The organism is Paenibacillus wulumuqiensis, from assembly GCF_000971965.1.
Lineage (GTDB): Bacteria > Bacillota > Bacilli > Paenibacillales > Paenibacillaceae > Saccharibacillus > Saccharibacillus wulumuqiensis.
In genome coordinates this window covers 72,816-96,871 of record NZ_KQ040792.1, presented here as the reverse complement: position 1 = coordinate 96,871, position 24,056 = coordinate 72,816, and the positions used below count along the sequence as shown (strand labels likewise).

22 protein-coding genes and 1 riboswitch are annotated in these 24,056 nt (G+C 47.5%); of the genes, 6 read left to right on the top strand and 16 right to left on the bottom strand.

What is annotated here, in order from left to right; all coding sequences use genetic code 11:
- Positions 1-8: 8 nt before the first annotated feature.
- Complete coding sequence (locus tag WH45_RS00430; protein WP_046212436.1) at positions 9-362, bottom strand: carboxymuconolactone decarboxylase family protein; 354 nt, start codon at positions 360-362, stop codon at positions 9-11.
- Positions 359-766: a tautomerase family protein gene (locus WH45_RS00425; RefSeq protein WP_046212435.1), complete on the bottom strand. Its 408-nt coding sequence runs from the start codon at positions 764-766 to the stop codon at positions 359-361. The genes WH45_RS00430 and WH45_RS00425 overlap by 4 nt, the downstream gene beginning before the upstream one ends.
- A gap of 109 nt (positions 767-875) precedes the next feature.
- On the opposite strand from WH45_RS00425, the gene WH45_RS00420 reads away from it, so the two are divergent.
- Entirely contained in the window at positions 876-1,754 is an 879-nt protein-coding gene (locus WH45_RS00420; RefSeq protein WP_046212434.1) for a LysR family transcriptional regulator, read from the top strand.
- Positions 1,755-1,868: 114 nt separating this feature from the next.
- Here the strand turns inward: WH45_RS00420 and araA are convergent, their stop codons facing one another.
- The 3 genes from araA to WH45_RS00405 all read right to left on the bottom strand — a co-directional run bounded on the left by araA (position 1,869) and on the right by WH45_RS00405 (position 5,724).
- The gene (gene araA / locus WH45_RS00415) at positions 1,869-3,293 is read right to left on the bottom strand and encodes an L-arabinose isomerase (RefSeq protein WP_046212433.1); all 1,425 of its coding nucleotides are present in this window, start codon (positions 3,291-3,293) and stop codon (positions 1,869-1,871) included.
- Between the two features lie 120 nt (positions 3,294-3,413).
- The gene (locus WH45_RS00410; RefSeq protein ID WP_046212432.1) at positions 3,414-4,109 is read right to left on the bottom strand and encodes an L-ribulose-5-phosphate 4-epimerase; all 696 of its coding nucleotides are present in this window, start codon (positions 4,107-4,109) and stop codon (positions 3,414-3,416) included.
- A gap of 1 nt (position 4,110) precedes the next feature.
- A complete protein-coding gene (locus tag WH45_RS00405) occupies positions 4,111-5,724 on the bottom strand; it encodes a xylulokinase (protein WP_046212431.1) in 1,614 nt (537 codons plus the stop codon).
- A gap of 530 nt (positions 5,725-6,254) precedes the next feature.
- Here WH45_RS00405 and WH45_RS00400 point away from each other — a divergent pair.
- A complete protein-coding gene (locus tag WH45_RS00400; protein ID WP_046212430.1) occupies positions 6,255-7,346 on the top strand; it encodes a GntR family transcriptional regulator in 1,092 nt (363 codons plus the stop codon).
- 167 nt (positions 7,347-7,513) lie between these two features.
- Here the strand turns inward: WH45_RS00400 and WH45_RS00395 are convergent, their stop codons facing one another.
- Both WH45_RS00395 and WH45_RS23510 read right to left on the bottom strand, forming a co-directional pair.
- A complete protein-coding gene (locus WH45_RS00395; protein ID WP_046212429.1) occupies positions 7,514-9,076 on the bottom strand; it encodes an SAM-dependent methyltransferase in 1,563 nt (520 codons plus the stop codon).
- Positions 9,077-9,282: 206 nt separating this feature from the next.
- Complete coding sequence (locus tag WH45_RS23510) at positions 9,283-9,426, bottom strand: hypothetical protein (protein ID WP_156075142.1); 144 nt, start codon at positions 9,424-9,426, stop codon at positions 9,283-9,285.
- 233 nt (positions 9,427-9,659) lie between these two features.
- On the opposite strand from WH45_RS23510, the gene WH45_RS00390 reads away from it, so the two are divergent.
- Positions 9,660-10,601: an alpha/beta hydrolase family protein gene (locus WH45_RS00390; RefSeq protein WP_046212428.1), complete on the top strand. Its 942-nt coding sequence runs from the start codon at positions 9,660-9,662 to the stop codon at positions 10,599-10,601.
- 345 nt (positions 10,602-10,946) lie between these two features.
- Here the strand turns inward: WH45_RS00390 and WH45_RS00385 are convergent, their stop codons facing one another.
- The 8 genes from WH45_RS00385 to darG form a co-directional block, all read right to left on the bottom strand.
- Positions 10,947-11,561 carry a TetR/AcrR family transcriptional regulator gene (locus WH45_RS00385; protein ID WP_046212427.1) on the bottom strand — a complete coding sequence of 205 codons (615 nt, stop codon included), beginning with the start codon at positions 11,559-11,561 and terminating at the stop codon, positions 10,947-10,949.
- Between the two features lie 130 nt (positions 11,562-11,691).
- Positions 11,692-13,068: an amino acid permease gene (locus tag WH45_RS00380; RefSeq protein ID WP_046212426.1), complete on the bottom strand. Its 1,377-nt coding sequence runs from the start codon at positions 13,066-13,068 to the stop codon at positions 11,692-11,694.
- 168 nt (positions 13,069-13,236) lie between these two features.
- A riboswitch (glycine riboswitch) is annotated at positions 13,237-13,317 on the bottom strand.
- A 165-nt stretch (positions 13,318-13,482) separates the two neighbouring features.
- The gene (locus WH45_RS00375) at positions 13,483-14,712 is read right to left on the bottom strand and encodes an MFS transporter (RefSeq protein ID WP_046212425.1); all 1,230 of its coding nucleotides are present in this window, start codon (positions 14,710-14,712) and stop codon (positions 13,483-13,485) included.
- A 421-nt stretch (positions 14,713-15,133) separates the two neighbouring features.
- A complete protein-coding gene (locus tag WH45_RS00370; protein ID WP_152663447.1) occupies positions 15,134-16,495 on the bottom strand; it encodes an SLC45 family MFS transporter in 1,362 nt (453 codons plus the stop codon).
- Between the two features lie 380 nt (positions 16,496-16,875).
- Positions 16,876-17,115, bottom strand: coding sequence for a hypothetical protein (locus WH45_RS00365; protein ID WP_046212424.1), 240 nt, complete (start codon positions 17,113-17,115; stop codon positions 16,876-16,878).
- A 64-nt stretch (positions 17,116-17,179) separates the two neighbouring features.
- Positions 17,180-17,965 carry a nuclear transport factor 2 family protein gene (locus WH45_RS23805; RefSeq protein WP_235338203.1) on the bottom strand — a complete coding sequence of 262 codons (786 nt, stop codon included), beginning with the start codon at positions 17,963-17,965 and terminating at the stop codon, positions 17,180-17,182.
- A gap of 129 nt (positions 17,966-18,094) precedes the next feature.
- Positions 18,095-19,090 (bottom strand): DNA-3-methyladenine glycosylase family protein, encoded by a 996-nt coding sequence (locus tag WH45_RS00350; RefSeq protein WP_082096460.1) that lies wholly within the window; start codon positions 19,088-19,090, stop codon positions 18,095-18,097.
- A gap of 200 nt (positions 19,091-19,290) precedes the next feature.
- Positions 19,291-19,752 carry a type II toxin-antitoxin system antitoxin DNA ADP-ribosyl glycohydrolase DarG gene (gene darG, locus WH45_RS00345; protein ID WP_046212423.1) on the bottom strand — a complete coding sequence of 154 codons (462 nt, stop codon included), beginning with the start codon at positions 19,750-19,752 and terminating at the stop codon, positions 19,291-19,293.
- A gap of 347 nt (positions 19,753-20,099) precedes the next feature.
- Between darG and WH45_RS00340 the strand changes: the two genes are divergently transcribed.
- The 3 genes from WH45_RS00340 (at position 20,100) to WH45_RS00330 (ending at position 23,422) form a co-directional block, all read left to right on the top strand.
- Positions 20,100-21,227 carry a low temperature requirement protein A gene (locus WH45_RS00340; protein ID WP_052723545.1) on the top strand — a complete coding sequence of 376 codons (1,128 nt, stop codon included), beginning with the start codon at positions 20,100-20,102 and terminating at the stop codon, positions 21,225-21,227.
- Positions 21,228-21,627: 400 nt separating this feature from the next.
- The gene (locus WH45_RS00335) at positions 21,628-22,122 is read left to right on the top strand and encodes a hypothetical protein (RefSeq protein ID WP_046212422.1); all 495 of its coding nucleotides are present in this window, start codon (positions 21,628-21,630) and stop codon (positions 22,120-22,122) included.
- Between the two features lie 106 nt (positions 22,123-22,228).
- Complete coding sequence (locus WH45_RS00330; protein ID WP_046212421.1) at positions 22,229-23,422, top strand: DUF418 domain-containing protein; 1,194 nt, start codon at positions 22,229-22,231, stop codon at positions 23,420-23,422.
- A gap of 294 nt (positions 23,423-23,716) precedes the next feature.
- Here WH45_RS00330 and WH45_RS00325 read toward each other — a convergent pair whose 3' ends face one another.
- Complete coding sequence (locus tag WH45_RS00325; RefSeq protein ID WP_046212420.1) at positions 23,717-23,983, bottom strand: SunI/YnzG family protein; 267 nt, start codon at positions 23,981-23,983, stop codon at positions 23,717-23,719.
- Between the last annotated feature and the right edge of the window lie 73 nt (positions 23,984-24,056).

Sequence of the window (24,056 nt, the reverse complement as noted above, 5' to 3'; positions counted from 1 at the left end):
AAAGCTGTCTATTTCTGTTCTTTATGGTCAGGCTGATCCGATTGTGCCAGCACCTGTTTGACTGCTGTCAGGGCAGCTGCTGCGCGAGGCCAACCTGTATAAAAGGCCAGATGGGTGATGGTCTCTACCAACTCGTAGGACTGCACTCCATTCTGCATAGCCAGACGCATATGATATGGCATCTGCTCCACCATTCCTCCAGCTGTAAGTGCCGCTACCGTAATCAGGCTGCGGTCCCGCAGGGAGAGCTCTTCACGTCTCCATACTTCTCCGAATAATACTTCTTCCGAATAACGGACAAATTCCGGCGCGATCTCTCCGTAAGCTTCTCTGGCACTGGATCGAATTGCTGGATGAGTCATTCAGACACCTCTTCTGAAACAGGGAGCATCTGGGCGATTCCATTACCAAATGACCAATCGGCAAACTCATTTTCATTAATAATGATAAATACATCTTCCTGACGCATCGGCACTCCTATACTCAGCTGATGTGCCAGCTGGCGATACAGACCTGTTTTTTGCCGGATCGATCGGCCGGATTTGCAGGTAATATGAATAAAGAGCAGTTCATCACTTCGCTCTACATTCAGGTAACGGGGATGATAGTAAAACTCTTCTTTCTGATGAGCATGAAAAACCTGAAAAAAATCATCCTCCGGTACATTAAAATGATCGATTAACGCTTGCATAATAACCTGACTGATACGCTGTAATTGAATGTCTCCATATTGCTGCTCCACATAACTCACACGAATAAAAGGCATCTCTGACCACTCCTTATTGGGAATGATTCCAGTGTACGTTATATCTCTTCATCTATATAATGGAATAAATATATGAAGTTAATCGATTTATCCGATAGAGGTGATCATCATGGATCTAAAGGAACTTGTTGCTTTTCAGACTATTGTGCAGGAAAAGACCTTTTCCCGTGCCGCCGAAAAACTTAACTATGCCCAGTCTACCATCACCAACCAGATTCAGCGGCTGGAAAAAGAACTGGGGATTCAGCTATTCAAGCGAGGTTGGGATGTTCAGCTCACGCCAGCTGGCCAGATTTTTGCAGCAGAGGTAGAGCATCTGATCCGGCACTGGAATAACACGGCCGAACTCGCCAGATCGCTGCAGCAGGATGAAATCGGTACTCTGCGTATTGGCGGAATCGAATCGGCGATCCACCGGATTCTGCCGGACGCTATACGCCAATTACAGCAGCACAAACCGCGAATCACCTCCCAGATCACAACCGGTAATACCGATAGGCTGATAGAGGAATTGTGGAGTGACCGGCTGGATTTTGCCATTTGCGGTTCTCCGGCGGATGCATCCGCTTTTTACTTTGATCCTCTGTATGAGGAGAAAATTATTCTTGTCACTGACCACAATCATCCGTTATGTCATTCTGCATCCGTTTCATTCGAAGATGTTCTTGATTATCCTCTTACTGCCGGGGGACCTACCTGCCTGTATCATCTTCAATTTTCGAAATATCTGTCACACCACCGCAAATCTCCGGCTCTGATCAATTCCGTTACTCCGATCTCCATGATTCCTCCTATGGTAAGACATACGACTGCTGTCGGTGTTGTTCTGGAATCTACACCGCTAATTCCGGGAATTCAGCAGCTTGATCTGGAACTGGAAATTTCTCTTATTCCGGTAGGGTTGCTGCAGCTGCGCCAGACCTATTATTCGCCGGAATCTGCTGCCGGCTTGCTGCACAAGATTATCCGGGAACAGATCACAAGCTGAGCACCTTCAGACTATTTGATCCGAGCATAACAAAAAGACCGGAGAATCTCTCCGGTCTCAAGTTCATGCCTGGTAGGGATACCTGCCCGCTTACAGACAAGTCTCTAAATCATCTTACTTAATCACAACGTAATCCAGGTTCACCAGCTTGGCATACGTAATGATCTGATCGGTAGTCAGGTTCAGGGATACAACCGTGTGGTGACCGCCGCCATTTTCGATCCATGCGCGTACGCCGTCCTGGAAGTTTGGTTTCACTTCCCACAGTACGCGTGCTACTGGCAGGTTCGGTGCTGGAACAGTAGGTTCGAATGCGGATACTTCGTTGATCAGCAGTTTGTAGTGAGTACCAAAGTCTGCCATCGATACAACCACGCCTTCGCCAGCTTTACCGTCGAATACGAGACGGGCAGGGTCTTCACGATCGCCAATACCCAGTGGGGACACGACTACTTTTGGCTTGCTGCTTGCCAGGGTAGGATCAACTTCCAGCATATGCGATTGCAGAATCGCTTCCTGTCCGGCTGCCATTTCGTAAGTGTAGTCTTCCATGAAGCCTGTGTTGAGGTTGTGGCTCATGATTTTCAGCTGGCGATCCAGGGCAGCTGTTTTCCAGTCGCCTTCACCGGCAAAGCCGTAGCCCTGTGCCATCAGGCGCTGAACTGCCAGACCCGGCAGCTGCTTCATGCCGTGCAGATCTTCAAAGTTCGTTGTAAACGCTGTGTATCCGCCGTTGTCCAGGAAGCGCTTGAGTGCGATCTCGTAGCTCGCCTGTACGCGTACACTGGCTTCCCAGTCTTCTTTGCTGTAAGAACCATATTCAAAGTCATACAATTCTGCATATTCTGCCATCAGCGCATCGATTTCCTGCTCGGTTACGGCATTAACGTATTCCACGAGGTCGCCGATACCGTAGTAGTCCACTGTCCAGCCGAACTGGATCTGTGCTTCCACTTTGTCGCCTTCGGTTACGCCAACGTTGCGCATGTTATCGCCGAAACGGGCTACTTTCAGGTTAAATCCTTCGTTGTAGGCAACCGCTACGTCCATCCAGTCAGCGATTTGTTTTTGTACCGCTTCACGTTCCCAGTAACCAACGACGATTTTGTTTTGCTTTTTGAGGCGGGCATTGATGAAGCCGTATTCGCGGTCACCGTGCGCTGCCTGGTTGAGGTTCATAAAGTCCATGTCGATCGTCGCCCATGGGATGCTTTCGTTGTACTGTGTCGCCAGATGAAGCAATGGTTTTTGCAGCAGTTTCGTACCACGAATCCACATTTTCGCCGGAGAGAAGGTGTGCATCCAAGTGATTACGCCTGCCACTTCATCACGGTAGTTGACTTCTTTCATGATGTTGGTGATTTTGTCTGCCGTTACTGCCAGATCCTGCAGTACGAGCGGATAAGGCAGTACGCCGCTTGCGTTCAGGGAGTCGGCGATTTTCTGTGCATTGGCTTTGACTTCACCGAGTGCTTCTTCTCCGTACAGATGCTGGGAACCTACGACAAACCAGAATTGTTTTTCTACTGCTGCTGACATGTAATCATCCTCTTTTCCATAATATATAATCGTTGAAAATATGCTGTTCATGGACGACATACTACAATTGCTGAATGACTGACGAATGATTGCTGAACGATCTGGTGGGATCGCTGCTGCTTACTTCTGACCGTAGTAAGCGTCTTTGCCGTGCTTGCGAAGATAGTGCTTGTCCAGAATATTCTGCGGCAGTTCCTTGGCAAAATGATTCAGTTCACGTGCGTACAGATTCATTTTGCACACTTCTTCCAGTACGACACTGTTCACGACAGCAGACTTGGCATCCTTGCCCCATGTGAATGGTGCATGGCCATGCAGCAGCACTGCCGGAATCGCCATTACATCCAGACCGCGCTGTTCGAACGTCTCGATAATGACGCGGCCGGTCTCGGCTTCGTAGCCGCGGTCGATCTCTTCCTGATTCAGGAAACGGGCACACGGAACCGCGCCGTAGAATGTATCCGCATGCGTTGTTCCCATAACCGGCACATCCAGACCTGCCTGCGCCCAGATCGTTGCCCAGGTGGAATGGGTATGCACGATACCGCCGATTTGCGGATAGTGCTTGTATAGAACGGCGTGGGTCGCTGTATCGGAAGAAGGTCTCATCTCGCCTTCCACCACGTTGCCGTCCAGATCGACCACGACCATATCACTTGGCTTCATTGTCTCGTAGCTGACGCCGCTTGGCTTGATAACGAACAGTCCGCTTTCACGATCGACGGCACTGGCGTTACCCCATGTGAATTTCACCAATCCATGCTTGGGCAGTTCCAGATTCGCCTGATATACCTCTTCTTTGAGTTGCTCCAACATATTAGTTTCCTCCGTTCTCTAACAGATGATCGATAGCTGCCTGCTCAATCGCAAGGCCCTGACGGTAGCGCTCCAGGAAGATCTCGAATCCGTGCACATCCGTATCATCCGGCGTCACTTCTTCTCCTTCTACATCGTGGAACACTTTTTGCTCCAGGAATACGTCCAGACTTTCTTCGGTATCCTTGTTGATCATGTAGGATGCCAACAGCGCCATACCCCATGCTCCGCCTTCTCCGGCGGTAGACATTACCGCTACAGGCACATTCAGTGCTGCCGATACGATGCGCTGTCCAACGAGCGGCGTCTTGAACAGACCGCCGTGTGCCAGAACGCTGTCGATCTGTACTTTTTCATTGGTCAGAATATCCATGCCGATTCGAAGTGCACCGAATGCCGTGAACAGATGCGTGCGCATGAAGTTCGCCAGGTTGAACTTGCTTTCCGGTGAGCGAACGAACAGCGGGCGTCCTTTTTCCATACCGGTGATGTTCTCGCCGGAGTAGTAGCCATAGCTCAGCAGGCCGCCGCCGTCCGGGTCTGCTTCGAGCGCCTTGTTGAACAGCACGCCGAACAATTTCTCTTTATCCGATCCGTAGCCCATCGCTTCGGAGAATTCGAGGAACAGTCCGAGCCATGCGTTGATATCGCTGGAGCAGTTGTTGGCATGTACCATACCGACAGGGCTGCCATCCGGCGTCGTTACCATATCGATCTCCGGATACACTTTGGACAATTCCTTCTCCAATACGATCATGGCAAATACGGACGTACCGACCGAGATGTTACCTGTGCGTTTGCGTACACTGTTCGTTGCGACCATACCAGTACCGGCATCGCCTTCCGGCGGACACAGTGGAATGCCTGTCTGCAGATCGCCATCCGGGTCAAGCAGTTTGGCACCTTCTGCGTTCAATGTGCCTGCCTGCTCGCCTGCACGGTATACCTTGGGCAGCAGATCTTCCACTTTCCATGGATAGCCTTTGCCTGCGATATGTTCATCGAACTGCTGGATCATGGATGGATGATAATTATGGGAAGTCTCTTCAATCGGGAACATACCGGATGCATCGCCAATCCCGATCGCATGGTTGCCGGTCATCCGCCAGTGAATATATCCTGCCAGCGTGGTAATGGAAGATAGCTGGGATACATGCGTCTCTTCATTCAGAATCGCCTGATACAGATGAGCAATGCTCCAGCGCTCCGGAATGTTGAACTGGAACAGTTTGGTCAGCTCTTTGGCTGCTGCTCCGGTTGTGGCATTACGCCATGTACGGAAAGGAACGAGCAGCTCCCCGCTGTTGTCCAGCGCCACATAGCCATGCATCATGGCTGAGAATCCGATTGAACCTACCGTTTGCAGTGTGATGCCGTACTGCTCCAGGACACTTTGCTTCATTTTGCGATAAGCAGTCTGCATACCGTCAATGATCGTCTCCTGATCATAAGTCCAGAACCCGCCTTTCAGCTGGTTCTCCCATTCATAACTGCCGGATGCGATCGTCTCAAAGTTCTGGTTGATCAGTACTGCCTTGATCCGTGTCGATCCAAATTCGATACCCAGCGATGTTGCTCCCGCAGTGATCGCTTCTTTCATGTCCACCTGACTCATGATCCTGTATCCCCTCTCTAATTGCCGTCTTCCTTTTAGAAAAGCGCTTTCCAAACTGCTCATATCTATTGGAATAACGTCTCCGAATGCCTGTATTGTCATGCCAATGTATAAATTCATGCTGCGGAATTCAGCAGCCTGCGCCGGACTGAATTCATGTATATGTTTTGTATGTGATATAGCAAAGCTGGGGCTGTCACATCTCTCTGAGGAATACATCGTGTATTCCACCAAAAAGAATGCGCTCTCTTTTTCAACAGTTTCAGTATATTTTTTGTACGTACATTTGTCAACATTATCTATAATTTATACTTACAATATAGCCATAACTGTCTCATATCATGCAATTTAACGATTGATTTAAATAAAAATATAGAGTACATTTCTTTAAAGAAAGCCAGATTTGTACGGTTTATTTGGATAAATAGGTCATTTCATTTCCATCCATACCTAATCATGATAAAATGTGTACGTACAACTATTTGAAATTGAACGGTGTATGGATGAACAACGATGAAAGAAGTGGTTACGTGAAGCCCAAATATCAGGTCATCATTGATGATATAAAAAGCCATATCCTGTCGGGAACCTACAGTGTCGGCATGCAGATTCCGACCGAATCCGCCCTGCAGGAGAGTTATAATGTGAGCCGCCAGACCGTGCGCAAAGCGATTCTGGAGCTGTCGAACGAAGGATTTTTGCGAAGTGAAAAAGGGTCCGGCACATATGTCAGCAACCAGTACCGCACCCGTTCCGGCGGCAGCACCACCAACAGAACAATCGGTGTTATCACCACCTACATCTCGGACTACATCTTCCCGTCCATTATTCGCGGCATCGAGAGCCGGCTGAATGAGGATAATTATTCGCTGCTGCTGGCCAGTACGAATAACGATGTTGCCCAGGAGAAAAAGGCGCTGGAGATGATGCTCTCCTACGGCGTGGACGGTCTGATCGTCGAGCCGACCAAGAGCAATCTGTACAATCCCAATATTGCCTATTACCTGTCGTTCAAAGAGCAGGATGTACCGTTTACGATGATTAATGCCTTTTACGAGGAACTGGAAGTGCCGTTTTTCCGGCTGGATGATGTGCAGTCGAGCTATCTCGCTACCCGGGAGCTGATATCCAAAGGTCATACCCAGATCGGCATTATCGCCAAAATGGACGATCTGCAGGGCAAGTACCGGATGAAGGGATATATCAAGGCACTCGGCGAAGCCAAGCTGCGCTTCCATCCGGAGCAGGTACTGTCCTTTGACACGAATTCCAAGCCGGATCTGGCCCAGCATCTGGATGCTTTCCTGAATGAGAATCGGGACATGATGACTGCGATCGTCTGTTATAACGATGAGGTGGGACTGGAAGTGGTGCATGCCTGCCGCCGACTGGATATTTCTATTCCGGACGATATGTCGATTATCGGGCAGGACAATTCGTATATCGCCAAAAATGCCAGCATCAAGCTGACGACGCTCACCCATCCACAGGAACAGATGGGACGCGATGCCGCCGAGTGGATTATCAAGAAGCTGCAGGGCAAAAAGGATCTGCCGGACAATACCTGTTATGAACCGGTACTGATCGAAGGCGAGACCGTGAAAGAGATGGAGATCGAATAATCTCGCTTTGCCAAACCTAGCCCTTTAATTTCAAAAAGGGACGCATGCGGTAAAAGCAAGATGGCCAGCATGTCATCACCATCGATCAACAAGAAAAAGACGCCGTTCCAAATCGGCGTCTTTTTCTTGTACTTATATATTATGGAATAGAAAGATCATAGGGACGACTATTCCATCGATTCAAAATGGCTGATCAGCGCCAGCGCTTCTTCATGATCCGGCTCGACTTCCAGCAGCTTGCGCAGGTACTCGGCGCCTTGTTCGATCTGCTCCAGTTCAAAGCAGCTGATCGCGAGGCAGTAATAGACAGTGGATACGACTTCTTCTTTCTCCTGGGCTACCGAGATTTCCAGATAGCGCTTGGACTGCTCGTACATATCCATTTCGAACAATACCAGACCGATGTCCAGCGCCAGGTCGTAGTGCTGGTGCTCCATCACATAATACGAGGACCACATAGCCTCGATCCCGCTCAGGATATCCTCCCGCTCGTCATCGGTCGCTTCCGCCATCAGGCTGGAGATCTGCTTGGTCGTCTGGATGAAGAATTCCGCATCATAGCCACCCAACCGCCAGAAGCTGAGAATCTGCTGCAACCCCAGGCTGTCCAGATGCTGATCCACCCACAGCTTCAGACTGAAAAATTCATCCGGACCAAAGCGTTCCACACAGCGGCGGTAAGCCAGTCGGGTGTTCGGATATCTCACCGGCTGCTCCAGACTGAGGATACAACCGATATTAATGCTGCTGTAATGCTGCGTCGGGAATAACACTTCGGCTCCCCGCTGTTCGTATACCTTTTGCATCGCATGATAATTGGCTGTAAAGGAGAAACTGCCGTGCAGCACCAGTTCCGGCGGATCGGCGAACTGCCATTTCTCCATCAGATGGTCTCCCTTGTCAGCGGTAATCAGCAGGAATCCGGCATCGGACAGAGCATTCAGCCGATCCAGACAGGTAAAGGCCGCTGCCGGGAACAGAATGTGCGAGTCTTCCAGATGTTCCTGGTACATGGCAATCACACTGCGGTACGGATAGTCGTCCTGCTCATATTCCGGCGCATGACGATACGTATAATCCAGCTGAATCTGGCTGATCCGCTCGGATGCTTTGAGTACGCCATCAGATGGCGGGTATTGAACCGCTACATCCACTTCATGCACTTTGCCATCTCCGATATAGATCAGATCCTGCGGAATGCCATCGAAAAAGTAATTGGCGATAATCAATATCGGCTGTTTGAGATCACCCGGCTGGATCGTTTTCCCGGATACGGCGAGCTGAAGCTCGGTATCCTCGACCGCGTTGAACCGTGCAAAATCCACGATCCCCTCCTGGATAAAGGATTGCAGCGCAGGGTGCTGCTGCCAGGCCGTTACATTATTCATCGCCAGATCTGTCATTACATAACAGAAATCCGGTATATCGATCCCGGCGTACTCGATCAGCTCGCGCAGCTCATGGATGACATGATACGCCAGACGCCCGGCACCCGCACCCAGTTCCACGATATATACGGGCTCCGAGCCAAATCCCTGATTCGCCCGGTCCTGCAGAAATCCGAAAATCATCTCCGCATAGGCATCCCCGATCATCGGATTGCTCGTTACATATTGAGGCACCTGGTCATTGCTCCAGGCTCTCAGTCCTTCTTCTTCATAATATTCCCACAGCAGATTCCATATGGGCGCCTCACTGAACCGGTAAATCGGGTTGTTGTTATCTGTCATTGATATAGTCCTGCTCTCTCAAATTTAATAAAGATGCTGCTCGTTTGGCATATCTGTACTATTTAAACGCTCCGTCAGCTGCATCCGTGCACAAAATGTCCGTTACTTGCGCTACAGCAACCAGTATACCATTACGCCTGCAGCCCAGACAGCCTTTTCCCGATAAACTGTTCAACAAACGAATCGTATGCATCTTGTATGATCTGTCAGACGACAATCATGCTTTTTTTGTATTCCTTTTGAATAAGTCCGTAATATTTGGCATCTTCGATCAACTGGCGTTCCACTTCCTTCCGCAGCTGCTTGCCCATTGTACAGCTAAGCCCCATATCCGTATAATTCGGCTTCATCCCGGCTACCCTCCATTGATATTTCTTGTATCTATATTTCTTATATCTATCATAGTACAGACCTTCCCCCAGAACATTATTTTCTGTATTTTCTATTCAGTTCATTACAACCCTATTGCAAATGGAACCGCGTTCCATATATAATTGGAACATGGTTCCGCTTAAAAAATATACATACTGCATCCAGACAGCGACAGCCATCATTCGATGTCCAAAAGGAGATTACCCTGACCATGAACATTCCAATGCGTGCCCCTGCTCCCATTCTCTCTTACAGTCCGCTCGTGCTTCCTGTTCCCGGCCGTCCTGTCGATTTGAATATGAAAGTAACTGCACCTGCAATCGGTGACAATCTGCCCATTATTCTGCTTTCGCACGGGCAGGGGCCTTCCAATCACCTGTCTTCCCTGAATGGATATGCGCCGCTTGTTAATTTCTGGGCAGCCCATGGCTTTGTTGTTATCCAGCCGACCCATCTCAGTTCCCGGACGCTGAATCTTGGTTCGAATCATCCCGAAGCACCGATGTACTGGCGTTCACGTGCCCAGGATATGACGCATATTCTCGACCATCTGGATGTGATCGAATCCACTGTTCCGCAGCTCTCCGGGCGTCTGGATCATAGCCGGGTCGCTGCAGCCGGACACTCCATGGGCGGGAATACGATCAGCCTGCTGCTCGGCGCCAGTCTCACCGATCCGATAGATGGAACCGACGTGAATCTGACCGAACCCCGGATCAAGGCAGGGATTCTGCTTGCGGCACCCGGCCGAGGCGGCGATGCACTCAGCGAATTTACGAAGAAAAATTATCCTTTTTTCTCCACCATGCATTTCTCCGGGATGAAGATACCGGCACTGGTCGTAGCCGGTGACCAGGATGATTCCCGCCATCTGACCGTTATAGGTCCCGACTGGCATACCGATCCATACTTCCTCGCTCCAGGACCCAAAGATCTGCTTACCCTGTTCGATGCCGGGCATGGACTTGGCGGTGTATCGGGCTATGATGTTGCCGAGACGACCGATGAGAGTCCGGAACGGGTGGCAGTGGTGCAGCAGCTCACCTGGGCGTATCTGCGCAGCCAGCTGTACGCAGGAGATCCAGCCTGGGAAGCCGCCAAGACGGATTTGGCCGAGAGCGACAGCCCGATGGGTCGCATTGAATCCAAGTAAGGCATTTATGATACAATTTGGTCTATTTCACTGCCTTATGAATGTAGTATGAATGCAGTAGTCAGCCGGAGAATCCTCGTGATCAGTAACTGAATGCTCTATGCAGCAGCTATAGCAGAAGTTCCACTTCGACCAGAGCAGAACTTTCAATTCATCTGCAGCAAAAAAGGAAGCCATGCGCATGGCTTCCTTTTCTATCTGATATGGAAATTAGAGCAGCAGGAACATGTGTGAGTCCTGCTGCTTTTTAATGGGTAAAATGGTGTTTCTTCTATAATAAACAAATCATTTATTAAACAAATCATTCATACACAACTACTCCGGTAGCAAACGGAATTCACCAGCTTACCGGTTTGCCCGGTAGCGCAGTCCGTCCACGAGCAGCGCGACCATTTGCCGTGCCTGCCTTGGATCGTCCTTGGGACCTGCTGCACAGAGACTCGCAACCGCTCGCAGCAGATCATTCGGCTCTGCATCTGCAGTCACTTCACCGGCCGCAGCCGCCTTGTCCAGCAGACTGACCAGCGCCGGCTTGAGCCGCTTGTCAAAATAGGCCGGCAGCATCTCATATGCCGGATCACCTGAATGCAGAGCTGCCGCCAGTCCGCGCTTGGCTGCGATAAAGTCCACATATCGCTGCATCCACCGTGACAATGCTTCACCCGGCTCATACTGTGCGGACAGCTCCTCTGCCGCATCGGCACAGGCATCGACCTCCTGACGAAAGACCGCTTCAATCAGATTCGAACGCTGGGGAAAATGGCGATACACCGTCCCCACACCGACACCGGCCTGCTCGGCAATCTCTCGTACCGGAGCATCCACTCCCGAATTCGCAAATACCGTCATCGCCGCCTGCAGCAGGGAATCGATATTGCGCTGAGCATCTGCCCGTACACGCCGCGGCTGGGGTGGATGGGATTCTGTGCTTTCTGCCGAATCTGCTGTGTTATCGTTCATCGTGATCTCCCTCCTTCCGCCAAATGAATGGTCACCTGTACTTTCATAACCGGTCCATCCCGCTCTGTATATCTGATCTATTATACTATTCCTGCTCCTGTGCCTCAATCTTATATTGCGGCAGCGATCCTCACGGATTGGTCACCTGGCTCTCTCTGCTGCGCTTTACTTTACGACTGCGCAGTGAATACAGCACGAGCAGCAGAATGAACCACAGCGGTGTACACAGCAGTGCCGGGCGTGTCTCGTCCGCGATCAGCATAATGACCAGAATCGCCGCGAACAGCGCCAGTACCACATAGTTGATAAAAGGGGTAAAAGGAGCTTTGAACTTGGACGCATTGTGCAGATCGCGGCGGCTTCTTTTGTACCGGATATGACAGACGAGAATAACGCCCCATACCCAGATAAAGCAGATCGCACTGATGGTCGTCACAATTTCAAAAGCCTGCCCCGGAATCAGCTTGCTCAGCAGTGCGCCGCCGGAGATCACGAGTGTGGATACGAACAGCGAGCTGCTCGGCACATGATTGCGGTTCAGCTGGCCGAAGCGTTCGGGAGCCTGTCCTTTGCGGCTCAGATTATACAGAATCCGGCTGGTCGAGAACATACCGCTGTTGCATGCGGATGCCGCCGACGTCAATACGACAAAGTTGATAATACCTGCCGCTACCGGAATCCCGACCAGAGTAAAGGTACGCACGAACGGACTTTCCGACGGGCTGAGCTGTGTCCATGGGTTAATGCACAGCAGCACGAACAGTGCGCCGACGTAGAAGAACAGAATGCGCAGCGGAATCTTGTTGATCGCCGAAGGGATACTTTTCTCCGGGTTGGCCGTCTCTGCTGCCGAGACACCGACCAGCTCCACGCCGACATAGGCGAAGACAACCATCTGGAACGAGAACAGGAAGCCGGTGACTCCGTTCGGGAAGATCCCGCCGTGCTCCCACAGATTACGAACCGTTACCGAGCCTGCGTCGGTCTGGAAGCCCATGATCAGCAGCACAATCCCGAGCCCGATCAGCGCCAGAATAGTAATGACCTTGATCAAGGCAAACCAGAATTCGAGCTCCCCAAAGTTCTTGACCGTCATCAGATTGAGCCCCAGCAGAATAATCAGGCAGATCACGGCCGGTATCCACTGCGGAATATCGAGCCAGTACTGCACATACACCCCCACCGCGATCACATCGGCCATCGCGGTCATAATCCAGCAGAACCAGTACGTCCAGCCGGTAATGAAGGCCGCCCGCGGTCCCAGATAATCTTCGGCAATATCCGTGAACGACTGGTAGCCCGCTTTGGAGAGCAGCAGCTCACCCAGTCCCCTCATCACGAAAAAGATAGCCATACCGACGATCAGATACGTGATAATAATCGATGGACCTGCCTTTTCAATCGCCTTGCCCGAACCGAGAAACAGCCCCGTTCCGATCGTTCCCCCGATCGCAATCAACTGGACATGCCGGTTGGCAAGTTCTCTTTTTAATTCTGTCTGTGCCATGTTAGTTTCCCCCTAGATCCCTGCAATACATGCATTCAAATTTATCAAACCGGCTCAAAAAGCCATAAAAAAAGAGACTGGATGTCATCCAATCTCCCGGTGCACAAGAATATCAAAATATAATACCTGCCCTGCCGATAACGATCATCTGCATGACAAATATATATTCGGTACTCTTCTGTCCTTTTGCCTGAGATTGTGAACCCTTCGGCGCCGCGGTCAATCCGCGATCTCTCCAGAAGCTGCTCCTGCTATAGTGTGATCCATAGCAATCATAGCCCTTGAATGTATGAAGTTAATAAAACGGTATTGCTATGCTACCATATTACCAGCCATGGAAGCAATCCATCCGTGAAAAAAGTTACACATGCCCTATATAATGATATGGGTGCTTATACCGCATTTATACCCTACTTATTCCAGCACCTGATTTTCTTCACCCCGCTGAGGTTCACGGTAAAACCGGATAAACATGACGCCCCCGACGACTGCCACAATAATACCCGACCAGAAAAACCAGGTCTGTACTCCAAACCGCTCCACGACCGGTCCCGCCAGCGCCATTCCGATCGGTGAGCACAGCAGAGCGATACTCGTAATGAGCGAGAGCACCCGTCCCAGCGTCTCGAGTTCGTACGCTTTCTGGATCATTGCCATATACGGCCCATTGAATAACGGAGCTGCAGCTCCCATCAAAAAGGACAGCACCGCAAATCCCCAGAATGCACTGCTCCCGAGCATGCCGCTCAGCATACAGGTAATGCCGATAATGCCCAGGCTGAGGCTGATATACGTGGAGTCTTTCCATTTGGAGGCGAGTACCGACAGCATCATACTGCCCAAAATCATGCCGATGCCAAATACTGCCTCAATCAAACTGGCACTGTATCCTCCGCGGCCAAAATGCGCAAGCGTCATCAGCGGAAACAGCATCGCCAGCGGCATGAAGACCACACTGAACACCGCCATGGCAATCGTGATCGTCACAATCGCTTTATTCGAGATCAATGTCCGCCAGCCCAGCACGAACTCCTGCCGAAAAGAAGGCGTCTCCCGGATCTCCAGCCTGGGCTGATCAATACGAACCATTAGCAGCAGCGCATTGGCGATCAGCGCCCCCACCACATCAAGCAATAGCAGCGTTCCGAGCGAAGATGCCGAGTAGACCGCAATGCCCAGCGCCGGACCGAGCACGCTGGAAGCGGAGAAGACCAGCTGATGCCAACCTGCCACCCGGGTCAGCTGGTCCTCCGGTGCGATCAGCGGAATAGCCGCCTGAAAGGAAGGCCCATGAAAAGAAGACGCTGCCGAGCGGATAAATAAAACGACATACACGACCCACAGGCTCGGTTCTCCCCATATATAATAGAGACCCAGCACCAGACTGGAGACCGCGATCATGCTGTCTGACACAATCATGGTCAGCTTGCGGTTCCACCGGTCCAGCCAGACCCCGATGAACGGACCGAGCAGCGCCTGCGGCATAAATCCGACCAATCCCGCTATCATCAGCACGGTAGCCGATCCCGTCTTTTCTGTCAGATGCCAGATAATAGCGAATTGAACCATGGACGAAGTCAGAATCGAGAAAATCTGCCCGCTAAAGATCAGTGCAAATTTCCTTTGCCAGTTGTCATACTTCAATGATACCCTCTCCTTTTCTGTACATTCCAAACAACAAAAAGCAGATCAAAGCCTACCAAGGGCCAGGATCTGCTCATATGACGTACAGGAACACAACAGGACAACACAGGGTACAGCCATCCGGATTGCGAGCAATCTCCATATACGTAAACATAAGCATCTCAAAAAAGCCCGCCTGAACAGGGAATTCTTTTTTTCGGGTGCTTATTGTAAACGCATGGAGTGAGTCATTGATCGCATCCTCCCTTCAATCCGATGGCTTCATACTAACATTAAAGTAATTATATGTAAATCGATTGAATACGCCGCTAATCGGCCTTGGCTGCCCATAAAAAAAGGACGGGAGGAGATGGATTCTCTCTTCCCGTCCTGCCTATAATCCCAGGTTAACGATTATCTATTTATTGGACTATGGTCCAGTTTATCTTGTCGCATACGTTTCCTTGATCGTAGCTACTGTAAATGCCCCGATCACCAGCAAAATACCCGAAATCAGAATCATCACCGGCATCGAGGAACCGAGCAGCGGGAACAGCGCAAAGCTCAGACAGGAAGCGATAATCTGCGGCAGACAGATACTGCCGTTGAACAGACCGAGATACGTACCCATATTTTCACCGGACAGTGCATTCGTCAGCATGGTGAATGGGAAGGTCATCATCGCCGCCCAGGCAATACCGATCAGCAGGAACGACACAATCAGCGCCCCCTGGTGATGAATGAAGAACACCGAGGCAAAGCCTGCGCCGCCCAGGATCAGGCTGAGTGCATACCAGCTTTTGCGCTTGTTGTTGGACATATTCGCGAGTACGAGTGACCAGAGTACCGCTGCGACAGATTGAACAGCCGACAGAATACCAAACCAGTTACCCGCTTCCTGATACGCCGCACTGGAAGGATCGGCTGTATTCCATACGTTGGCAGCGACAGCTCCCGTACCGTATGTCCACAGATACTGGAATCCCATCCAGCAGAACAGCTGCACCAGGGATACCGTCCAGAATACTCTTGGCGCGCTGCGCAGCAGACTCATCATGCCTGCTTTGTTTTTGCTGTCTTCCTCCGTGATACCGTGGTAGGCAGCATACTCGGCAGGTGTATACTCTCTTACTTTGAATACCGTGAACAGACTGCACACAATCAGAACAATCGCTCCGACATAGAAGGAGATAACAACAGACTGCGGAACGACACCCGGAGGTGCACTATTGGAGACGCCCAGCATCGTCAGCAGGAATGGGAAGATACAGGCGATTACCGCACCGCTGTTGGACAGAAAGCTCTGGATCGAATAAGCAAACCCTTTTTGCTCTTCATTGACCATGTCGCCGACCATCATCTTGAACGGCTGCATCGCTACATTGGACGATACATCCATAAACAAAATCGTGATCGCACCAAATGTCAGTGCCGCCATCGGACCAAATCCGAAGCTGCCCGAGTTCGGCAGCAGACACATCACGATAACCGCCACAATGGCGCCCATCAGCAGATAAGGTATACGACGTCCGAGCCTTGGCATCCAGGTCCGGTCCGAGAAGTACCCGACGAGCGGCTGTACAATCAACCCTGCCAGCGGCGGCAGAATAAAGAAGAAACCAAGACTATGCGGATCTGCACCAATCGTCTGAAAAATACGGCCCATATTGGAACTTTGCAAAGAGAACGCCATCTGCACACCCAAAAATCCAAAGCTGATCATCCAGATCATATGAAGGGGCAGCTTGGGCAAGTGCTGTCGGACACCATTGTTGTTACTTTTATTCATCTTTTCTGCTAACATAATATCCTCCTAATCCGATTCAATAGATTGTTGCTGTTCTTCATCGGTGATGGCCAAGACGCTGTTTTGCGCAATCGTTTGCTCAAAAGCCAAAGTAAGGGTTTTCAGTAAACTATGTAAGCTAAAGTGTAACTAATTGCGGTTTACCAGGCTTCCTGGGATAACAGTGTAGAAACAGGCAATGGAAAACATGAAGCATTGGCTATGAAATTATAAGTTATTATAGTATTATCTTGTGATTTATGCAACCGTTTGCATCAAAGAGTGCACGAAAATATTTATCCATTTTGTGAAAACTATACATAAATTAAAAAAGTGTATCTTATAATACTAGTTAAGTACTATAAGATACACTATAAAATTATATAAACTATACTCCTTTAAAAACTTCTACTCCAAAACTTAAAGACAAATTTCGAAAGAAAAGGAATAGAAATTAATAATGCTCCAATAAAGAGAAAAGTCGAACCATAAATCGATAGACTTCTATCTTGAGCTGGTATTAATATACCTACTCTATAAATCGATTCTCCACGAGCAGTTGTTGTAAGTATATCTATACCTTGAAATATTAAATAGACACCTACAAGTAACATTAAAATTTTAATACTTATTTTCATGCTCTCCCTCCCTTCTAAAAATAATACACACAACCTATGTTTAATATTAATAATTTAGAAATCATTAATTTACATATACATTTCCTGCACCATCAGCAGGGAAATTATTTGGTGTTTTTCCAGTGAATTTAATATGATAGTTACTTCCTGCAGGTATACCATTGAAACTTCTTGTATACCAATCAGAAGTACTATTTTGTGAAATATTTCCTGTAACGGTAACAGGGACGCTCCACGGTTTCCATCCATTCCATACATCTTGTACAACTTCATATTGGAATGAAGCTTTTGCACTTCCTATGCCAGAGTTTTGCCAACCTTTAATAGTGGCTGAGTTAGAAGCCCCTACAGAAAAAGCATTGTCACTGTAAAGAATTGTTCCATTCGTTAGACCTTTAAGCTCATAAAAATCAACTGCTGAAGTAATAGAAAATGTATCATTATTTAACGCTTGTGTTGTAGCCTGATCACCATCTCCAAGCATTAATTTCCACTCATTATCTTTTTTGATTACATTCAAATTTGTATTTCCTTCTTGCTCTTTGATTGTCACTATAACATCCTTATCTGTTAATTTTGTAGTATCAATTACTTTAATACCGCTAAAATCTGTTTCTTCGCTATAGTCTTCATATTTTTGTATTTGTTTATTTTGATCTGGATATCTTGAATCTTCTACTAATTTTATAGCCTCAGTAAAGTTTTTATTTTTCATATTGGTTAAGTAATCTTCAACAACTTCCTGTGCAATCTGTTCTGGTTCCAACTTAGTATTCGGGGCAGCATTTACTATTCCTACATTCAAACACAACATTAAACAAACACCAGCACTAGCAATAATTTTTTTCAAAAATCTCATCTCCTAGTTATGTATTATATTGCATTACAACTATAACACACTTTTAAAAAAATACATTTAAGTACTAAAATTACAATATAAGTATTTTAAAAAATCTATTTAGATATGGTAAAATAATTCTCAATATAAAAACCGCCACAAATAAAACGTCGCATACGATTCCCACAGCGACCAGCCGGCAGACAGTTCCAGAATATGCGCCTTGGTCGGCTTGGTCTCCAGGCCCAGCACGTGCTTGATCGAATTATGCAGTCCCACATCATCAATCGGAAAAGCCGACGGCATTCGCAGGCAGCGCATCAGTACATAATGCGCCGTCCACGGTCCGATACCGCGGATCTGCACCAGCATTTTCTCGGCCTGCTTCACACCGGCGGCCTGTAGCAGCTGTTCCTTGGACAACGTGCCTTCGGCAATGCGTCTGGCGGTGTCGATCAGGTACTCGCACTTTTTGACTGTCGTTATGCCTGCAGCCGACAGCTGTTCCGTAGTCAGACCAGCGATCCGCTCGGCTGTCGGGAACAGCCAGTAGGTCTGTCCTTGCCGCACCAGTGCCTGACCGAAATGCTCCACCAGTCTTCTTTTGAGCGTATAGGCGAATCCCAGATTGATCTGCTGCCCCAGAATCCCCCAGCAAATCGCTTCATACAGATCCGGGATACCCATATTGCGAAGTCCGTAAAAAGACACAATCGCTTCCTTGAGCAGTGGATCGTTTTTGGCCATTTCATAAAAAGGAGCCAGATCAGTCCCCAGATCGAACCAGTCGTACACATACTGCGCCACGCCGGCACGCAGTTCAGGCGAATTCCAATCCGGCTCATCTACAAATTGAATCCGGATATCCGTGCTTCCGTGAGCACTGATCCTGACCACTGCAGCCTGCTGATTAACAGCGATTGCTTTGTAGATCGCGCCATTCTGCAGGGTATACAGCGATTCATTGGTCGCAGTCGCCAGATGATTGTAATTTTCGGTAAAACTGAACTCCTGCGGTACCGGAATCAGGATATCGGGGCCATCATCATACCAGAATGTAGGCGTCTCGGAGTGGTTATGATCAAGTCGGTTATGCGGTTGGGATGGCTGGGAGTGCTCGGAATTAGAGTTAGACATAAGATGCAGGTACCTCCGTTCATATTCTCCGTGAAAAGAGATGAATTATTCACCTATTAACCGTCCACCGCGAATTACTAATCATGAAGAAAAACCCTGTCTGCTGATAAGCTTGATCTCGATCCACATCCAGCCAAAACGGCCGCACGGTGCAAAAGAAGCCGAATATCACCGATCACTATTGAGCTGATCTGGTTAAGTTAAGAACGTTCCACCGGAGGATAGATGGCAAAATGAACTTCCGGCAAATCAGCTGCCGCAGTCTCAATCAGCGGCTGCACATCGTGCCAGTCCAATCCGCCAAGACCGCACCCTAGTGGCGGAATAGCTACCGACTGGATACCATAAGTACGAATAGTCGCTATCAAATCCACCATTCCGGATTGAACATCTTCGATTTTGGATTTGCCTCGCCAGTGACGCTTGGTCGGGAAATTAATAATATACCGGGGGTTGGATGCGGTCTGCAGCGGTACCATCAACATTTTTCCCGGTATGACTTCATTGAGCTTGCACGCTTTTTGGTACTGTTCAAAGTTATCGGGAAAAGTCTGCTTGAACTGCAAAGCAATACCTTTGCCCATAACGCCTACGCAGTTAACCGCATTAATCAGTGCTTCTGTGTCCGCTTCCAGTAAATTTCCTGTTTTGTATTCTATCATTATCGCGCTCCTGCCTTTCTTTCGTTCCTGTATGTATCGGGGATTATACAAGGCTGTTGATTTTTGGTGAAAAGTATATACGTTGCTGTTATTTGTAGCGAAATACTCTCTTTGTATAATGCTTGAAATAAAGCCTCAGATTCATTCCATATCACAGGCTATACGTCATTGATTATAGCACAAATAAGAATATACGTTCCTACATTTCCCGCTCTTTCCACCCTTTTCACAGGTAAGCCTTTTATACTTTTATATGCTGCATATACAGTTGTCTTGATCAGCTCTTCCGCCAGACTGTACTTCCTTGCTATACTGGGTTCAAATGGAAATCAACTTTACCCGAAAGGATGTGTCATTTCATTTCACACAAAAAAGTCACCTGGCTGGAGCTGTTCTACGATCTGGTCTATGTCGCAGCCGTCTCGATCACCGCGCATGTGCTCGCTCACTCGCATCACGGTACGATCCCGCTGGATGTCATTTGGAAATACATACTGATTTTTGTTCCACTCTGGTGGGCCTGGACCGGCTTCACCGTATACGTTAACCGCTTTGGACAGGACGATAGCGTCCAGCGGATCGCTTACTTTGTGCAGATGGTATTCGTCATTATGATGGCGGCTAGTATTAATCTGGATTTTGGAGCGTATTATCTGTTCTTTATGCTCGGTTATGTGGGGATTCGGCTGTCCACCGTATTCATGTACATACGAGGCTGGATGCAGCGTGACGGTGAACCGCGACGGATCTCCCGCTATCTGGCAATCAGCTTCCTGATCGGGGCGCTGATCAGCTTTGCCTCGGTGCTGGTGCCGGGAGATGGCAAGTTTATCGTGCTGTATACCGGTATTTTCGTAGATATCCTGCTGCCGCTGCTGGGCCGCCGCCGGGTGCTGAGCAAGCTGCCTGTACACCATCCGCATCTGCTCGAACGATACGGGCTGGCGACGATCATACTGCTCGGTGAGTTGATTCTGGTCATTGTAAATGGCCTGCGCGAGGAGCATATGACCGGAGCAACCGTGCTGTCCGCTGTGCTGGGGTTTTTGATCGCCGTGTCGGTGTGGTGGCATTACTTTGAATCATCCGAGCATATCGCCGGGGAAGACCGCAAAAGCTCCGGGCAGTCTGTCATTTACGGACATCTGCTGACATTCATGTCGCTGGGGATTGTTGCCAATGTAGTGCATTACGGATTCCATCACGAACTGACCGCACGCAGCTTTGCCTGGCTGTCGGTAGCCGGGTTTGTGCTGTACGCGGTATCGGCAGCGATTATTTTCCTGCCGGGCAAGCATCGGGCGCAGATCGTCCGTAGTCTGATACGTACGGCTGTTTTTGTGGTGGTGGCAGTGGTGGTTTTACCTTTGCTGCCTTCGGTGGAGATAATTTATGCGGCACTGGCGGTTTGTTTTGCCGGGTATGCGCTGGCGGAAGGTATGATGCGCAAGTGTGGTAAACAGGCTGGTGGATGATACTGTCGGTAAAGGCTGGTTGTGCTACAGAACTAGCGAACAAAGGACTTTATACAGAATAACATTATGTTGTTTTAAAGAATGTAACTAAGTTATAAAGGGTTTATACAAATATACATCGTATAACATGCTGCTTCTGCCACTTTATGTGATTCATCATTTAAATTGGCTATTTAATAGAGTTATAGTCAGGTACTGAGTATATGTTCTAAAAATTATGTTGCAAAAAAGAAGAGTATAGAATATATTTATATTTGTTCCCGCTAAATAACCATATAAAGGGAATTGATCCACAAAAAAACTTTTTGTGGGAGGTGTTTAGTAAACTGTACATATCTCTATAGTTTGGCCAATTAGATTTTTGCTCTTAATCCACTTAAATTAAGGAGACTATTAACTAATGAAAAAGCAATTTATTACACTTGTAGCAGCTACAATGTTAGTTTTACCAATGTCAGGAGCAGTACATGCAGAGGAAATGAATGCTGATACTCCAACTAGTTTAGAATCTGTTCCTCCAACTCAAATGATCCCTCCTCTTCATTCTGGAAGTAGTGAAATTACGCCGCAAGCTCAAAGAGCGTATATTTCTAATTCGGCTATTACACAAAGAGTTATTCCTTTTAAGGTTGAAAATAATTTTGGATACCTAAGAGCTTCGATATATAATGGTACTAATGATACGATGACAGTTCGGATTACTAAAGGTGCAGATGGTACTGGAGAATTGTACGCTAGTATGAACATTGGAGCTAAGAGCCAAGCAGTCATACCTAATTATGGTAAAGTAGCTGCAGGATCAAATACTTACTCAATTAGTTTTTCTACTAGTAGTGGAGTTATTGCTGGTAAAGTTTCTGTATTAGGAGCAAGTATTTATGAGGAAAGCAATTAAGTTAGAGTTTCAAATAAAAATTTAATTTGAAATGTTCATTAAATATCGCGATCATAAAACAAAATACTGTTTTGTGATCGCGATATTTTTAAGGAGTGTCTATTTAATGTCTTCTTTTGTCTTAAAAAATAATGTACATACTGAACGTATAACAGCCCTTGACCAGCTTAGAGGCTTTGCCTTACTGACTATTTTTCTGGTTAATCTTGATCGACTTGGCGGCTTAAATCTGGATATTATGTTCTGGACGTTTTCTTCATTTTCTTTATCCGATCGATTGCATGAAATTATTTATATCCTTTTTGGTAATAGTTCGCGTCCTCTATTTGCCTTTATGTTTGGAATTACCATGGTTATCATGTACAATCATGCGATTCAGCGACAGCTCAATCCCTATTTCATCTTATTCAGAAGAATGTTTATTTTACTTTTAATTGGGACGGCCCATTACTTATGGATTTGGGATGGCGATATCTTATTCATGTATGCTCTGGATGGGATTTTACTTTTACTCTTTATATCAATGCCGGCTTGGCCACTTTTTATGTTTGGACTATTGGCAATGTCCCTATACCAGCCCGCACCTATACCTGTATTATTATTTATAAATGGAATGAATATGGATATTTCAAGTTATTCTTTATTTATGTCTTTAGGTAACCTGTGGTTTCTGAAACCATTAACGTGGTTGCATCCTAATTTGTCTGTTGAACTTAATCACGCTATGCAACATCTAAGCTTTTTCCTATTTGGTATGTCAGCCTACCGTGCAGGATTGTTTCATCTCAAGCATCAGGCTCTTAAAGGAATAATTGGCTTCATATTCTTGGCAATTGGATTATGGGGAAAATATCAAATTAACACTTCAATTGATTTCCAATGGTTAAATCTGACAATTATCTGGGACTTTTCTGTTTTTTTTGGATTCGCTTTAATCTTTCTGTTTCTTTCTTCATCTAGGTTCTCTTGGTTGGTTCATCCGTTTGCCTGGATTGGCCGTATGAGCTTAACCAATTACTTGCTGCAATCGTTAGTGTTTGGTTCTATTTTTATAGGAGGAAGCATGGCTGCTTTAGGTAAAATTGCTTTCGTTCCTCCGATCCCGTTTGCAGTGTTGCTTCCGATCGGAATCGTATTCTTTATACTTCAGATCTGGGTTAGCAAGTTATGGCTCCAGCATTTTATATATGGTCCTGTCGAATGGTTATGGCGCACTGGAACGTACTGGAGTATCTCACCAATCCGAAGAAAAGAAAGAACACCATCTCCTCTTCATAATACTGATCAAAGGCGGGCTTAGAAATCACCCTACTATTATTTTCTTATGGCCAGTGGTAAGCCCCTTTAGTGAAGAAGAAATATATTGAAAACTACCGGGACTCTTTCATGACTAACAGGAACAGATTTTTAAGCAATTAACGAATAAACCAAACGAGAAGCTGGACAATTACAAATAGTATATGCCTCTTTGTTACTATATATATTATTCAGATAGATACTATAATGCTCGTTCAATCTTCATATCAAAAAGTCACTCCATGTCAGGGAGTGACTTTTTGATTTTTGAATAGAAGTATAGATGAAATCTACAGTGTTATCTGGCTTCGATAGCTGAATTAATAGTATTCATAATCTGCGTGTAATTGGTGGTAAATAGTATGTAGTTATTCGTCTTGGTCTGGATAGCCACTCGATCGGTGGTTCCGTATGGAGTGCCAATGCGGATGGCATTCGCTTCTTTGCCGCCGTACGTATCATCCAGAGACACACTGATAATATCGGCAACCGGAATGACCAGCTTCGTAAACTGATGCTTGATAACGATATCATTATCCACCTTTTTCACATCAATCCCTAACATTGTTCAGTTCCTCCTTTGGTTAAAACGAGAATAACCTTATGATACCATATTTTACATCTTACTGGTTTATAGT